The following is a 16,067-nucleotide window of genomic DNA, read 5'->3' as shown; positions in this document are numbered from 1 at the left end:
TATGTAACCTTTTTGATATTAATTTGTGATAAAATTTTACTATGAAAGAAAAAGTATATGTATTAGATACAAATATCATCTTACAAAATCTTCAAAATCTCTACAAAATATCAGACAATAAAACTAACCATATTGTTATTCCTGAAACAGTTTTACTTGAGCTAGAGGACAAAAAGAAACTGACAAATGAATTAGGCTTTTATTCAAGAGAGTTTGCAAGATTACTAGCTAAGATGAAGATTAAAGAGCTTGATTATAAAACTGGTTTTAAAGTTGTAAAACTTTATGATGATGATATAAATATTAATATTATCTCTAAAGATAGATATGATACTTCAATTGAGCAGATTCATATATCTGAATCAAATGATAAAAGAATTATTGAAGTTGCTTCTATTGCTCAAGAGTATTTTAAAGGTTGTCAAACTATATTTTTATCACTTGATGTTTATGCTAGAACTTTTGCCCTTTTTAAAGGGATTAAAACAGAGACTTTACATGATGATAAATCTACAGTTCCAAAATTTAATTTTTTAAAGAGCTTAAAACTTGATTCATCTTTATTTAATAGCTTAGAGAATAAAGATATTAAATTAGTAGATGATAATTATGAGATTGAAAATTTTTCATACTCATTTGAGAGTGATGATGGAAATATTGAGTATGCAACCATTGTAAATGGCAAAATTGATATTTTAAAAGAGAGTGATTTTAAAACCTTAAATATAAAACCCGTAAATCTAAAACAAAAACTATTTTGTAAAGCGATTTTGTCAAATATGTTTGACTTACTTGTAGTTGATGCAAAAGCAGGAAGTGGTAAAACATTAATGTCAATTATAAGTGCCATGAGATTGATTGATTTGGGTTTATATGACAAAATTGTATATGTAAGAAACTCAATTGAATCACTTGATAAAGGTGCTGAAGTTGGCTTTTTATCTGGAAACGATGAGAAGTTTAGAATTTACAATATGGCCTTATATGATACTTTAGAGTTTATTGCTAAAAAATATCTAAAAAAGAGTGAAAATAGAGAAAATTTAGAATCAATAAGCTCTAAAGTAGAAGAGTTACAAACAAAATATTGTATAGAGACTTTATGGCCAGGGGAAGCTAGAGGAAGAACATTATCAGCCTCTATTGTAATTATAGATGAGTGGCAAAATAGTAGTGAAAAAACAACTCAACTAATACTTTCAAGACTCGATGAGAGTTGTATGGCAATTGTAATTGGTTCAAATAGACAAATAGACAATTTATATTTAAACAAATATAATAACGGATTAACAACTCTTTTAAAACAGACTTCACAAACTCACAGTGAACTTAAAATGTTTGCAATAGAGCTTGAAAAAGCTGTTCGTGGTAAGTTTGCAGAGTTTACAGAGAGAATTTTTGAAAATAAAAATCAATAAATAAAAAGGATATAAAATACACAATAGACTAATTAACGACACTATTTACAATCACATTGAATATACAAAGCTTGAAGATAAAATTCTTCAAACAAAAATTTTAAATAGATTACAATTTATTACACAAAATGCTTTGGCATATTTCTCTTATCCATCAATTACAACAAAGAGATTTATTCACAGTTTAGGAACAATGCATTTAAGTGCTTTTTTATTTAAAAATGCTCTTTTAAATGCAAATAAGAGTACAAAAAATGATTTTTTGGCATCTTTGAAAAAAGTTTTAATCTCTATTATTAAAAAAGATAATCTAAAAATCAATATTGATGATATGGAGTATTTTGACAATAAAGCACTATATCAATTTACAATTCCAACAAAATCAAAATCTCAAAGATCAACTTATACTATTTTTTTACAAACCATAAGAGTAGTTGGTCTTCTTCACGATGTTGGACATCTTCCTTTCTCTCATCAAGTTGAATATGCTTTAAAAAAAGTCTATAAAACAATCAAACAAAAAGAGGATAAAAGTGAAGAGCTTTTAAATAAAGAGAAGATATTTAAAGAAAATTATGAAGAGATTACAAACAATGGTAAAGAGGTTTTACATGAAGCTATTGGTCAAAATCTATTAAAACTTCTTTTTGATTATGAGCTTGAAGAGTTAATTTCAAAAGAGAGTGAAAAAGAGTATATAAAACTAATCAAAAAATTAGCACTTTTAATTTTAGAGGAGCAAGTTTTTGAAAATTTTGATTTTAAAGTTTTACACAATTTTATAGATAGCACTGTTGATGCTGATAGACTTGATTATATAAACAGAGATATGTTGGCAAGTGGTTATATAACAGGTGCTAATGATCATATAAGAATTACAAAACAAGCTGTTTTAGTACAAAAAGAGAGTAGTTTTTATTTGAGTTTTTTTGATACAAGCTTAATTGATATTGAGCATATGTTGGAGATGAGATTTAATCTATATAAAAAAGTTATTTTTAATGATGGAATTGCAAAAACAGACTCTTTGCTTGAAACTGTTGTTCAATATCTATCAAATGAATATTTTAAAGATCAAAACAATGATGATAAACTTTCAAACTCAATATCAATGCTTTGGAATTTCAAAAATAAAAATAGAGAAAAAGAGTTGGATACTATCTCTTTATTAGATGAAAATTGGTTAATTTCACTTTTTAAAAATAGATATTTTGATTTACGAAATAAAGAGCTTTTAACTAAAGAAGATATAAAATACTTATACTGTTTTGAAGAGATTTTATTTGGTAAAAGAAGATTTAAAAGTCATTGGAAAAATTTAAATGATTTTTATAAAGTATTAAATTTTTCTACAATTGAAAGATATAAATTTAGAGAGAGTTTTGGATTTATTACTCAAAATAGATTAAACAAACTACAAGTTGCTTTGGAAGATTTTGTAAAAAAATATGAAAAAGATGAATCTTTTTTTGCATATCAAATAGTATCTTTTAATCTAGGAATAGCAAAAGATTTCTTTTTGTATGATACAGAAGAGCTTATAAATATTGATGAGATTTCAACTTTAAGAAAAAGATTAAAACACTCTATGAGAAATACAGTTCCTTTTTATATCTATTCAAATAAAAAAGTTTTGTTAGATGATATGAAAAATGATTTAAAACAGATACTATTTAATATTTTTGATGATTAAGGAGTCAAATTTGGATTTAGCAAATATTAGAGGAAAATATACAACAAAAAATTTTGATATTAAAGATTTAGATAAAAATCCTTTTAAACAGTTTGAAATTTGGTTTAATGATGCAATAAATGAGAAATTAATAGAACCAAACGCATTTTGTCTTGCAACTGTAGGAGCAAATATGATGCCAAGTGCTAGAACTGTTCTACTAAAATATTTTAGTGAAAAAGGCTTTGTTTTTTTCACAAATTATGATAGTAAAAAAGCAAAACAAATAGAAGAGAATCCAAAAGTTGCAGCACTTTTTACTTGGTTACCACTAGAGCGACAAGTAAAAATTGAAGCAAATATCGAAAAAATATCAAAGGCTGATTCACTTAAATATTTTTTAAGTCGTCCAAAAGGTAGCCAAATTGGAGCTTGGGTTTCAAGACAGAGTGAAACTATAAGCTCAAGAGCACTTTTAGAGCAAAAATTTGATGAGATGAAAAGAAAATTTTTAAAAGGTGAAGTTCCACTACCATCTTTTTGGGGTGGATATGTTTTAAAACCAATAAGAATTGAGTTTTGGCAAGGTGGAGAAGATAGACTTCACGATAGATTTTTATATAGCTTACTAGAAGATGGTAGCTGGACTATTTCAAGATTGGCGCCATAAATTATGAATATTAAAATTTCACCTCAAAAAAAAGCAACAATAGTATCCTCTACTGTTGCTGCAATATTAACTCTACTTAAGCTAATAATTGGAATATTTAGTGGCTCTGTTGCAGTTTTAGCATCTGCTGTTGACTCTATTTTAGATATGTTTGTATCTATATTTAACTATTTTGCTGTTTTAAATTCAGAAAAACCAGCTGATAAAAATTTTAATTATGGAAGAGGTAAAATAGAGGCATTTGCTTTGGTAATTGAAGGAGTTATAATAACTCTTTCTGGGATTTTTCTTCTATATCATGCAGTAAAAAAGGCTATTTTAGGAGAGACTTCTCAATATTTAGATATTTCAATTTATGTTATGATTCTATCTTTAATTATAACAATAGGTTTGGTTACTTATTTAAATTATGTTTCAAAAAAGACTCAATCTATGATTATAAAAGCTGATGCTTTACACTATAAAACTGATGTTTTAAGCAATATTGCTGTTTTAGCATCTCTTGTTTTAGTATCTATTACAGAGTATGAGATTTTTGATGTTATTATTGGAGCATTAATCTCATTTTATATTATATACTCAGCTTTTGAAATAATCAAAAAAGGGACTTTGGTTTTATTAGATAAATCACTTGACAAAGAGATTGTCTCTCAAATAGAGGAAGTTATAAAAAATAGCCCTCAAGTAAATTCATACCATCTTTTAAAAACAAGAGAGGCTTCTAATCAATTTTTTGTTGATGTTCATATAGTTTTTAACTGCTTGATTACACTAATGGAAGCCCATAAAATAAGTCATGAAATAGAAGATGAGATAAAAAGAATAGATGAGAAAAGAGAGTGGATTGTAAGTATTCATTTAGAACCTTACGATGACTTTTTAACAAATGATTTAAATAATAACTGTAATATTTAAAAGGGGATTTTAGAAAAACTCAATTGAGTTTTTACCCTGTTTTTTAGCACTATACATAGCCGTATCTGCTTGTTTTATAATATCTTGAACACTTACACTTGCATCATGAAACAAAGTTATTCCAATACTTGGAGTTGAAACATTAATATGACCTTCAATATGAGTTATACTATTTAAAGAGTCTTTTATTTTTTGAGCTATAAAGTTTATATTTTTTCTAGCATCATCACTATTATTTCCAACATTATCAATCAAAACTATAAACTCATCTCCACCAATTCTAGCAACTGTATCTTCATCTCTTACACACTCTTTAATTTTGTGAGCAACAGTTATTAAAAGAATATCTCCTATATCATGACCTAAAGTATCATTTACCTCTTTGAAATTATCCAAATCTATAAAAATAAGTCCACCATAAATTTTATGTCTTAAAGTTCTTGTAATTGCATGTTCTATTCTATCTGTTAATAAAAGTCTATTTGGAAGACCTGTTAGATTATCGTGAGTTGCTTGATATTGTAAAACTTTCTCTTTATCTTTTTGTTCACTAATATCCATATATTGACCAATAAAGTTTGTGATTTGTCCTTCACTATTTTTTACAACTGTAATTGTACCTTTTAAAGCAATTATCTCACCATTTGCCTTTCTATTATAAACCTCTCCACTCCAGTAACCTTTTGATAAAAGAGTATCCCATAATCTTTTTGCAGATGTAAAATCTTGATGTGCTGTTTTAAAAATTCTTGGATTTTTTCCTAATATATCGGCTCTTTCATAACCCATTATTTTTAAAAATGCATGATTTGCTTTTATGATATTGTTTCTTTTATCAGTTATTATCATAGGTACAAAAGACTCTTCAAAAGCATATGAAGTAAGTTTTAACTCCTCTTCTTGTCTTCTTTTTTGCTCTTTTAATTCAAGTTTTTCTAAAAGTGCTGTTATATCCAAAACCAATTTTTCAAAAATATTTTTAATATCTTCATCAAAAAAGTCTTGAAAATGAGAGTAAATAACCAAAACTCCAACTGTTTTATCAAATTTTTTTATAGGAATTGCTAAAAGTGAGTTTAATTTAAACTCATCTGTTTTTCCATAAAAAATAGATTTTTTCTCATCTTTTAGAATATTTACAACTAAACTCTCCCCACTTTTTATAATTTGAGAGACCAAAGTTTCACTTACAAAATCTTTTTTTGCAGCTCTATTTTCTAAATACTCTTTTTGAACTGTTTTTTGAGAGATCAACTCTTTTTTATCAATATCATATATAAAATTAAAAGATATATTTTTATTTTTTGATAAAATCTCACAAATTTGTGAAAATGCCATATTTTTTTTATCAAGTTTTGGCAACATTTTATTTAGTAAATTTAATGTTTTATATATATTTTGATGCTTATGTGCATCTAAAAATCTCTTCTCTTGTTTTGAACCCATATTTTTTAGAACTAAAAAAGAGTATACAAAAAGAATAAAGATAAATATAAATAATATTATAGATAGCATATTTTCTATAGTAGTTGAACTATTATAAAATAGATTTATATTTAATATTAGAGCAATAATTAATGGTATTAAAAATATTGTAAAAGTTTTTATAAAAATTCTATTTGCAAGCATTTAAACCCCTAAAAATATTTAAAAATAGTAACATAGTTTTAATGAACTTATCTCTATTTTTCATAAATATTATAGTAACTCCCTTTTATTTTTGTCTTATTTAAATTTTCCATAACAAAATCTAATTTATCTTTTTTTATAGCTACATAAGTGCAAGTAGGAAGTACATCAATAACTCCAACATCATCTTTATTTAAGCCAATTCCAGCTGTTAAACTTCCTAAAATATCACCTTTTCTAAGTTTCTGTTTTTTTCCACCATTTATATAAATTGTTCTAAATTCACTATCTATTTTAAAACTACTATTATATGTTATATCACTATCATCTTCAAATAAAATATCACCAAACTCATCTTTAATCTCTAAAACTCTACTCATTTCAGCCTGATTATAAAAAGTAATAGCAACTCCACCTTTACCAGCTCTTGCTGTTCTTCCAACTCTATGAGTGTGAATTTTACTATTTAGTGCTACATCATAATTTATAACTAAATCAATATCTGAAATATCAATTCCCCTACTTGCAACATCACTTGCAATTAAAATTGGATAACTCTTATTTGAAAAAATTGCCAAAGTTTCATCTCTTTGTTTTTGATCCAAATCACTATGTAAAGTTAATACATCTAAGCCTCTATTAAATAAGCTATCTGCTAAATCTTCACAAGTAATCTTTTGATTACAAAATATTATTGTGCTTTTTGCCTCATATTTTTTGATTAATTTTTCAATTAAATCATCTTTGTTGTTTGTATCATAAAAAATTTGTAGAATATGATTTTTCTCTTCATTTTCAACCTCTACAAACTCTGGTTTATTTAAAATATCTTTTGCTAATTTTTTAATATTCTCTTCATAAGTTGCACTAAAAAGCATAGTTTGTCTATTTTTTGGAAGCATTGAAGCTATTTTTGAAATATCATCATAAAAGCCCATATCAAGCATTTTATCAGCTTCATCTAAAACAAAACTATTTATATCTTCAAGCTTTAAATTTGCCTCTTCTATATGTTTTAAAACTCTTCCAGCTGTTCCTACAATAATATGAGCCTCATGACTAAGTGATAAAACCTGAGGTTTATATGGAACTCCACCACATAAAGTTAAAATCTTTATATTTGGAATATGTCTTAAATATTGTCTTAAATTTGTAGCTATTTGCGATGCTAACTCTCTTGTTGGAGCTAAAATCAAAGATTGAACTCTAAATTTTTTTGGATTTAAATTTTTTATTATTGGAAGTGAAAAACTAAGAGTTTTTCCAGAACCTGTTTTTGCACGAGCTATTAAATCTTTATCATCTAAACTATATTTTAAACTCTTTTCTTGAATTTGTGTTAGATTTATTAAGTTTAAACTCTCTAAATTTTCTACTAAATCTTTATCTATATTTAGTTCATTAAACTTCATTTTTTCTACTCTTTCTTCTCTTTTTTGGTCTAAAACTCATTATTAAAATACCTAATACAACTACAACTGTGATTAAACCTATATATTTAATATTATCAGCAAATTCTAATAAAAAAGATCCAGCTATATAACTTACATAACCAATAGTAACAGCCCATAAAATAGAAGCTATAATATTTAAAATTGTAAATTTATAAGCATTGTAATCTGAAATTCCCATAACCAAAGGAACTAAAGTTTTAATTCCATAAATATATTTTTGAACAATAATTATAAATGATCCATATTTTCTAAATAGAAGTTGAACAAATGCAACTTTTCTTTTGTGATTATTCATCATATCTTGGGCAAATATTTTATTCTTTTTTGCCATAAAAAATAGAAACTGACTACCAATAATATTTGAAAAAGCAGCAACTGCAATTGTTACATATATATTTAAAGTACCATCAAATGAGAAAGCAGCAGCTATAACTAATGCTAAAAAACCACCACCAAATGAGTATAAAAAAAGGGCTACATAACCCCAATCTTGAATAAACTGTTCCATAAAATTCCTAAAATATTTTTTAAAGTTTATTCTATCTAAATATTGGTTTATTACATATATAGCAAATTTTCTAACTATTCAACAAATTTAAAATAAAAATTTAATTATCCATTCCCAAGCTTTTTTTAAAGATAAAAAGTGTCGAAATAAAAAACACAACACCTATTAAAAAAATATTTATCATCTGTTTATAAACAATAAAAAATCCTGCATCTCTAAACAAAATAGCTTGTGATAACTCAACAAAATGGCTAGTTGGCATTAAATTCATTAGGTATTGAAGTATTTGTGGCATACTCTCAAAAGGTGACATAGTTCCTGAAAGCATCATTAGTGGTAAAATTGTCAAAATAAAGACCATTCCAAGTTGGGGCATATTTTTTACAACTGTTCCTATAAAAACACCCATTGATGTTGTAGCAAAAAGAACTAAAAAAGTAGAAAACAAATATAAAGGAATTGAACCACTAATTGGAATCTCTAAAAATGCCTCTACAACAAAAAATATACTAAAACAAACTCCTAATAAAACTATAATACAAACAGAAAGTATCTTTGAAATCATTATTTCAAAAGATGTCAAAGGCATTACCATTAGATGTTCAATAGTTCCATGTTCTCTTTCACGAACTAAAGATGCTGCTGAAAGTAAAATAGATATCATCACAATATTATTTATAATCTCATTTATACTTCCAAACCATTCACCTGCTAGGTTTTGATTATATTTATATCTTATAATTAATTCTGGATTTACACTATTTTCAACACTTTTATTTAAAAAAGTATCTATCTCTTGGCTTATAATATTTTTTACATACGCAGCACCAATTCCAGCTTGTGTCATTCTTGTAGCATCTATATTTACTTGTATTTCTGGAACTTTAGAGGATAAAACATCTTTTTCAAAATCACTTGGAATTAAAACAATAAATGTGTAATATCCTGAATCCATCTTTTCATCAATATCATAATACGAGATAGTATCAGGAGTGTTAAATCTTGGTTTATAAAAAGCATTAATTAATCTATGTGACAACTGACTTTTATCACTATCTACAAATGCTATTGGAGCATTTTTTAGCTCCATTGAAGCCTTTGTTCCACCTACATAAATTGCTACTGAAAAAACATATATGATAAATATAAACATACCTTTATCATATACTACTATTTTTAACTCTTTTATCATTAGATTGTAAATATTTAAAAATGTTCTTATCACTTATTTTTCCTGCTTATTTAAAACTAAATAACTAAAATATAGTATTACAAAAATTGATGTAGTTAATACAAAAAACTCAAGATGTAAATCTTTAAAAGATATATCTTTACTAAAAACACCTCTACTTATATTTGTAAAGTGTGTTACAGGAAATATATTTCCAATATATTCAGCTATACCCTCAAGTGAACTAACAGGCTCTCTTAATCCTGAAAATTGTATTGTTGGAAGAAGTGTTAATACAGCAGTTCCCATTAGTGCTGCAATTTGAGTTTTTACAAAAGATGAGATAAAAAGCCCCATTCCTGTTGTGCAAATAATATATAAAAAAACTCCCAAAGTAAGTGTAAATAGACTACCTTTTAAAGGAACTCCAAAAATAAAAATAGCCAAAATAGCTAAACCAAAAAAACTAATCATACTAACAACTATATAAGGTAGCTGTTTACCTAGTAAAAACTCCATTTTTCGTACAGGTGTAGCATAAAAATTTACAATAGAACCAAGCTCTTTTTCTCTTACAACACTCAAAGCCATCAAGATAGATGGAATAAAAATCAAAAGAATAGATATAACTGCTGGAACCATAGAGTAAATACTTTTAAAATCTTGGTTATATCTATATCTTAAAAGAATATTTACATCAGATTTAAAATCAACTCCCAAACTCTCTTTATAATAATTTTTCAAATAGTTGTAGTGTAAACCTTGAACATAACCATAAATTGTTTCAGCTCTAAAAGGAAAAGTTCCATCAATCCAAACAGAAATCTCCTGTTTATATCCTTTTTGTATATTTTTTCCAAAATCAGGTGGAATTATAAAAGCTAGACTAATTTGGGCACTCTTCATCTTTAAATCTAAATCTTCAAAAGAGTTTAACTCCTCTTTTTCAATAAAATACCTAGAACCAGCAACATTTTGTATATAATTTTGACTAATAGGCGATTTATCTTGGTCTAAAACTGCAAATTTTAGATTTTCAACATCAAAGCTTATTCCATATCCCATAACAAAAAGTAAAATAACCGTTCCTAAAAGTGCAAAAGTTAATCTAACCTTATCTCTTAAAAGTTCTAAAGACTCTTTATAACTATATGCCAATGCTCTTTGTAAACTAAAAAAACTACTTTGCTTAATCTCTTTTTTTATATTTATATCTTGATTCTCAAGAGTAATCTCTTTTTTCTCACTCTCATCTAAGGCATCTTCTAAATAGGCTATAAATGTATCTTCAAGACTATTTTTATTTTTTTGTTTTATTAGTTGTTCTGGAGTATTACTTACTAAAACTTTTCCTTTGTGCATCAAAGAGATTCTATCGCATCTTTCACCTTCGTTCATAAAGTGAGTAGAGATAAAAATAGTAACTTTTTTCTCTCTTGATAAAGTGAGCAAAAGCCTCCAAAAGTTATCTCTTGAAACTGGATCAACTCCTGAAGTTGGCTCATCTAAAATAAGCATTTTTGGACTATGAACAACAGCAACTGCCAAAGAGAGTCTTTGTTTTATTCCCAAAGGTAAATCTTTTGCAAAACTATCTTTATACTCTTTTAAAGAGAACTCATCTAAAAGATACTCTAATCTTGTTTTTTCATCTTTTATATGAAAAAGTTTTGCATGTAATTCTAAATTTTCATATACACTTAATTCTCCATATAAAGAGAAATTTTGAGTCATATATCCTACAAGTTCTTTTGAATTTAAAGAGCTATTTTGAAGCTCTTTTCCAAAAAGTTTTGCAGTTCCACTACTTGGAGTCAATAATCCTGTTAACATCTTCATTGTTGTAGTTTTTCCACAACCATTTGAGCCTAAAAATCCAAATATCTCTCCATCTTTTATCTTCAAATTTACACTATCAACAGCGGTAAAATCACCAAATTTCATTGTAAGATTTTCAACTTCAATAGAGTAAGAACTACCCTCATCATTTTTTTTAGAAACTACCAATTTTTCATGCCCAACTCTTTTTTCACTTGGCAAAAGTTTTATAAAAGCCTCATCAATATCAACACTATTTGTATTTTTCAAAATCTCTTGTAGTGTTCCTTGCATTAAAACTTTTCCATCATCAATAGCAATAATTGAATCAAAAGTAGCAGCTTCTTGCATATAAGCAGTTGCTATTAAAACACTCATATCTTGATTTTTTTCTTTTATAAGATTTATTAGTTTCCAAAACTCTCTTCTTGAAAGAGGGTCAACTCCAGTTGTGGGTTCATCTAAGATTAAAATCTCTGGGTCGTGTATTAATGCACAACAAAGTCCAAGTTTTTGTTTCATTCCACCTGATAATTTTCCAGCAGCTCTATCTTTAAATTTTATTAAGTCTGTACTTTGTAGAAGTTGTAAGATTCTTTTTTCTCTTTGTTTTTTATTTAATCCAAAAAGCTTGGCAAAAAACTCTATATTTTCATAAACAGATAGAGTCATATATAAGTTTTTTCCCAAACCTTGTGGCATATAAGCAATTTTTGGACAAATTACATCTCTTGATTTTTTATTGCTCATATCATTATTTAAAACTTCAACTTTTCCGTTTTGTATAATTTTTGTTCCAGATATAATTGATAAAAGTGTAGATTTTCCAACCCCATCTGGACCAATAAAACATACCATTTTCCCTTTTGGTAAACTCAAATTTATATTATCTAAGGCGAGTACATCTTTGTATTTATGTGAAAGATTACTTATTTTTACAACAACTTCACTCATTTGCTTTAATATCTTTTGGTAAATTATTTAAATGTTCTGGCCAAACTGCATTTTTATCTAATTTTACATAAGCAACTCCAGGAAGTCCTGTTTTAACTCTTTCATAATATTTTTCTAGTAAATATGGATTGATTTTTACTTTTACTTTGAACATCAACTTCGCTCTTTCCTCTTTTGTTTCAATCTCTTTTGGAGTAAATTGAGACATAGGCGACACAAAAGTAACAATTGCTGGAATTGCAATATTTGGAATGGCATCAAATACTATTCTAGCTTCACTTCCAACATCTACAAGACCAGCTTGTGCTGTTGAAAGAAAAATATCCATATAAGTATCCATTAAATCTAAAACGACTAAAACTCTTCCACCACTTGCTACAATCTCCCCATTTTGTGCGATTTTATATAGAACTCTTCCTTTAGTAGGTGAATAAAGATTTGTATCTTCAATATTTATTTTAATAGTTTCAATTTGAGCCTCTAAAGCATTTATTAAAGCTTCTGCACTATTTATTTGAGTTTTTGCAGCATCTAGTGCTATTTGGGCATTTTTAAACTCTGTTTGTTTTTTTTGAAAATCTGCAAGTGAAATACTTTTTGATTTAAAAAGTTTATCTGCTCTGTCAAAATCTTTTTTAACGAGTGAAAGTTCACTCTCTCTTTGTTTTACAATATGTAATGCAAACTTTCTATTTTCAACAGCTTGATTTTTATGAGCGATTGCTTCTTGAAGTTTTGACTCCAACTCTTTTACTTCTATTTTTGCAAGAAGTTGATTTTTTTCTACTAAATCACCCTCTTGCACATTTATCTCTTGTAATCTTCCAGAAAATTTTGAGGATATATCAATTTGTGTTGTTTGAGATCTTCCATTTCCAGATGCAAATCCATCAAGATTTTTTGATTTTTTATCTATGTAAAAAAAGTAATATAGTAGAGTAAAAACTAAAATTAAGATTATGAATAAAACTATTTTTTTCAAAACTGTTTCCTAATATTGGTATTTAAGATGATTGTATCAAAAAATAAATTAAGTATTAAACAAGAAACCACTTGGTTTAAAAAAACCAAGTGAGCTAAAAATTGAAGTTTTATAGAGCTTTTGAAGTGATTTTTGTAAGTCTTTTTGTAAATGCAACTCTATCGCTTACATCAAGTCCTTCACTAATTTTTCCTAAATCCAATAAAATCCAAGCAATATCTTCAATAAGCTCTTCATCTTTTGTAAGATTTAGTTTTTGTACTATCTCATGATTTGGATTTATCTCTAAAATTGGTTTCACATCTGGAACTTCTTGTCCCATTGCTTTAAACATATGAGCCATAGCAGCCATTTGTGCATCTTGCTCATCTTTTGTAATACAAGAGGCAAAACTATCAAGTCTTGAAGTAAGTTTTACATCTTTTACCTCATCTTTTAGTTTCTCTTTGATTTTCACAACAATATCTTTATACTTCTCATCTATCTCTTTTTTCTCCTCTTCACTAATTTGTGATTTTGGAGCTTCACAAGTTGTAACATCTTTAAATTGCCACTCTTTAAATGCACCAATTGTTGGAGTTACAATCTCATCTATCTCTTTATCATCTAAGATTAAAACTTCAATTCCATTTTTTTTGTAGCTTTCGATTAAAGGAGAGTTTCTTAAAACTTTTTCATTATCTCCAACAATATAGTAAATAGCTTTTTGTTCACTATTTGCTCTTTGTTTATAATCTTCAAGTGAAGTTAATTTTTTCTCATCATTTGTAGATTTGTATCTTAAAAGCTCTAAGATTGACTCTTTGTTTGTATAATCTTGATAAACTCCCTCTTTTAATGCACGATTATATTGCTCAATAAATTGTGAGTATTTCTCCTCATCTTTTGATAATTTTTTAATCTCACTTAAAATCTTTTTAACACTACTTTGTTTGATATTTGCTAAGATTCTATTCTCTTGTAAAATCTCTCTACTAACATTTAGAGGTAAATCTTCACTATCAATAATTCCTCTTACAAATCTTAAGTAAGTTGGTAATAATTCTCTATCATCATCTGTTATAAATACTCTTTTTACATATAGTTTAATTCCACTTTGATAATCTGCTCTGTACATATCCATTGGAGCAATTTTAGGAATGTAAAATAGTGTTGTATATTCGTTTACCCCTTCCGTTTTTGTATGTATTGTAAGAAGTGGGTCTGAACTATCTTGAGAAATCGATTTATAGAAGTTATTATAATCTTCTTGTTTTAATTTAGCTTTTGCTTGAGTCCAAAGTGCTGTTGCTTCATTTATTTGTTCATGTTTTCTCTCAATAGTTTTAACTGCTTCTTTTCCAGCTTTTTTATCCTCTTCACTTAAAGTTTGCGTCACTTCTTCGTCATAATTTAAGAAAATTGGATAAGCAATATGGTTTGAATATTTTTCAACTATATTTTTAATTCTATATTTACTTGCAAACTCACTTACCTCATCATCTTTTAATTTAATATAGATAACTGTTCCATTTGTCTCTTTTGTGCAAGGTGCTAAATCAAACTCTCCAGTTCCAGTTGAACTCCATTTATAAGCTGTCTCTTCACCAGCTTTTTTAGAGATTACATCTACTTTTTCTGCAACCATAAATACAGAGTAAAATCCAACCCCAAATTGACCAATTAAGTTTGAATCTTTTTTTGCATCACCTGTTAGTGCTTCAACAAAAGATTTAGTCCCACTCTTTGCAATAGTACCAATAGAGTTTATCATATCCTCTTCATTCATACCAATACCATTATCAACTATAGTTAAAGATTTATCTTTCTCATCAAAAGAGATATTAATCTCACCTTTCCAAGAAGCAAAACTCTCCTTTAACTTCTCATCTGTAAGTCTTAGATAGTTTAATTTATCAATAGCATCGCTAGCATTTGATACAAGCTCTCTTATAAAAATCTCTTTATTTGAGTATAAAGAGTGTGTCATTAGGTGAAGTAGTTGCCCTACTTCTGTTTGAAATTGATGTTTTGCCATAAAAAAATCTCCTTTTTTTATATTTATTATAAATATTTTAAATTTTTCAAAAAGGAATTTTATCAAACCTTTATTAAACTTGGCTAAAGTTTTTTATTTTTTTAGCACTATTATATATTGAGTGCTAAAATAAAATTTTCTTAAGTTTGATTTCTACTCTTAATTTATAGTTTTATATTATATTTATAATAATTGATATAAAATCAAAGCTTTATTTTTAAATTGAAAAAATAATATTCTTTAGGAGAGATATGGAGTTCAAAAAACCAACTATTCTAGTTGTTGATGATATGACAACAACACTGCTTTTAATTCATGATCTACTAAAAGATACTTATGAAGTAAAAATTGCAAAAAGCGGCACAAAAGCTCTTGAAATTTTAAATGCACCAAATGATATAGATTTAATACTTTTAGATATTGAAATGCCTGATATTAACGGCTATGAAGTTTGTAAAATATTAAAAAACAACGAACAAACAAAAAATATTCCTATAATTTTTGTAACTGCCAGAAACAGTGAAGAGGATGAAGAGTATGGTTTAAATTTGGGTGCTATTGATTATATTACAAAACCTTTTAATAAAACTATCACAAAATTAAGATTAAAAAACTATCTTGAAATGAAGATTAAAAATGATTTACTAGAAAAAATATCTATGTATGATGGTTTAACAAATATTAGAAATAGAAGATATTTTGATGAAACTTTTGAAACAACATTTCTTGAAGCAAAAAGAGATAAAAAATCTTTAGCTGTTTTGATGATAGATATTGATTTTTTTAAACCATACAACGACAATTACGGACATGGTCAAGGAGATATAGCACTAAAAAAAGTTGCAAAAGCTCTTGAAAA

At 26.8% G+C, this 16,067-nt stretch carries 12 protein-coding genes; 5 read left to right on the top strand and 7 right to left on the bottom strand.

Annotated features, from left to right (window positions below):
* The first annotated feature begins 41 nt into the window (after nt 1-41).
* The 4 genes from WC168_RS04405 (at nt 42) to WC168_RS04390 (ending at nt 4,675) form a co-directional block, all read left to right on the top strand.
* Nucleotides 42-1,418 carry a PhoH family protein gene (locus tag WC168_RS04405; RefSeq protein WP_372617765.1) on the top strand — a complete coding sequence of 459 codons (1,377 nt, stop codon included), beginning with the start codon at nt 42-44 and terminating at the stop codon, nt 1,416-1,418.
* A gap of 133 nt (nt 1,419-1,551) precedes the next feature.
* Complete coding sequence (locus WC168_RS04400) at nt 1,552-3,111, top strand: HD domain-containing protein (RefSeq protein ID WP_372617763.1); 1,560 nt, start codon at nt 1,552-1,554, stop codon at nt 3,109-3,111.
* A 10-nt stretch (nt 3,112-3,121) separates the two neighbouring features.
* The gene (gene pdxH, locus WC168_RS04395) at nt 3,122-3,760 is read left to right on the top strand and encodes a pyridoxamine 5'-phosphate oxidase (RefSeq protein WP_066350118.1); all 639 of its coding nucleotides are present in this window, start codon (nt 3,122-3,124) and stop codon (nt 3,758-3,760) included.
* 3 nt (nt 3,761-3,763) lie between these two features.
* Nucleotides 3,764-4,675 carry a cation diffusion facilitator family transporter gene (locus WC168_RS04390; protein ID WP_109066619.1) on the top strand — a complete coding sequence of 304 codons (912 nt, stop codon included), beginning with the start codon at nt 3,764-3,766 and terminating at the stop codon, nt 4,673-4,675.
* A gap of 9 nt (nt 4,676-4,684) precedes the next feature.
* Here the strand turns inward: WC168_RS04390 and WC168_RS04385 are convergent, their stop codons facing one another.
* The 7 genes from WC168_RS04385 to htpG all read right to left on the bottom strand — a co-directional run bounded on the left by WC168_RS04385 (nt 4,685) and on the right by htpG (nt 15,208).
* A complete protein-coding gene (locus WC168_RS04385) occupies nt 4,685-6,304 on the bottom strand; it encodes a diguanylate cyclase domain-containing protein (RefSeq protein WP_372617761.1) in 1,620 nt (539 codons plus the stop codon).
* Nucleotides 6,305-6,357: 53 nt separating this feature from the next.
* Nucleotides 6,358-7,716, bottom strand: a complete 1,359-nt coding sequence (gene dbpA / locus WC168_RS04380; RefSeq protein WP_372617759.1) for an ATP-dependent RNA helicase DbpA — start codon at nt 7,714-7,716, stop codon at nt 6,358-6,360.
* Nucleotides 7,706-8,266 carry a DedA family protein gene (locus WC168_RS04375; RefSeq protein WP_372617757.1) on the bottom strand — a complete coding sequence of 187 codons (561 nt, stop codon included), beginning with the start codon at nt 8,264-8,266 and terminating at the stop codon, nt 7,706-7,708. The genes dbpA and WC168_RS04375 overlap by 11 nt, the downstream gene beginning before the upstream one ends.
* A 100-nt stretch (nt 8,267-8,366) precedes the next feature.
* Complete coding sequence (locus tag WC168_RS04370; protein ID WP_372617755.1) at nt 8,367-9,491, bottom strand: ABC transporter permease; 1,125 nt, start codon at nt 9,489-9,491, stop codon at nt 8,367-8,369.
* Entirely contained in the window at nt 9,492-12,209 is a 2,718-nt protein-coding gene (gene rbbA, locus WC168_RS04365; RefSeq protein ID WP_372617753.1) for a ribosome-associated ATPase/putative transporter RbbA, read from the bottom strand.
* Nucleotides 12,202-13,191, bottom strand: coding sequence for an HlyD family secretion protein (locus tag WC168_RS04360; RefSeq protein WP_372617751.1), 990 nt, complete (start codon nt 13,189-13,191; stop codon nt 12,202-12,204). The genes rbbA and WC168_RS04360 overlap by 8 nt, the downstream gene beginning before the upstream one ends.
* A gap of 109 nt (nt 13,192-13,300) precedes the next feature.
* Nucleotides 13,301-15,208: a molecular chaperone HtpG gene (gene htpG, locus WC168_RS04355; RefSeq protein WP_372617749.1), complete on the bottom strand. Its 1,908-nt coding sequence runs from the start codon at nt 15,206-15,208 to the stop codon at nt 13,301-13,303.
* Nucleotides 15,209-15,459: 251 nt separating this feature from the next.
* Here htpG and WC168_RS04350 point away from each other — a divergent pair.
* A partial coding sequence (locus WC168_RS04350; RefSeq protein WP_372617748.1) for a response regulator occupies nt 15,460-16,067 on the top strand: 608 nt, incomplete at its 3' end.

Origin of the sequence: Aliarcobacter sp., from assembly GCF_041672065.1 — a bacterium.
Classification (GTDB): Bacteria; Campylobacterota; Campylobacteria; order Campylobacterales; family Arcobacteraceae; genus Aliarcobacter; species Aliarcobacter skirrowii.
This window is presented reverse-complemented; position numbering and strand designations above follow the sequence as displayed.

Excerpts from the sequence above, each read along its gene's own strand:
- WC168_RS04405 (WP_372617765.1), top strand. The coding sequence starts at position 42 with ATGAAAGAAAAAGTATATGTATTAGATACAAATATCATCTTACAAAAT.
- WC168_RS04390 (WP_109066619.1), top strand. The coding sequence starts at position 3,764 with ATGAATATTAAAATTTCACCTCAAAAAAAAGCAACAATAGTATCCTCT.
- WC168_RS04385 (WP_372617761.1), bottom strand. The coding sequence starts at position 6,304 with ATGCTTGCAAATAGAATTTTTATAAAAACTTTTACAATATTTTTAATA.
- dbpA (WP_372617759.1), bottom strand. The coding sequence starts at position 7,716 with ATGAAGTTTAATGAACTAAATATAGATAAAGATTTAGTAGAAAATTTA.
- WC168_RS04375 (WP_372617757.1), bottom strand. The coding sequence starts at position 8,266 with ATGGAACAGTTTATTCAAGATTGGGGTTATGTAGCCCTTTTTTTATAC.
- rbbA (WP_372617753.1), bottom strand. The coding sequence starts at position 12,209 with ATGAGTGAAGTTGTTGTAAAAATAAGTAATCTTTCACATAAATACAAA.
- htpG (WP_372617749.1), bottom strand. The coding sequence starts at position 15,208 with ATGGCAAAACATCAATTTCAAACAGAAGTAGGGCAACTACTTCACCTA.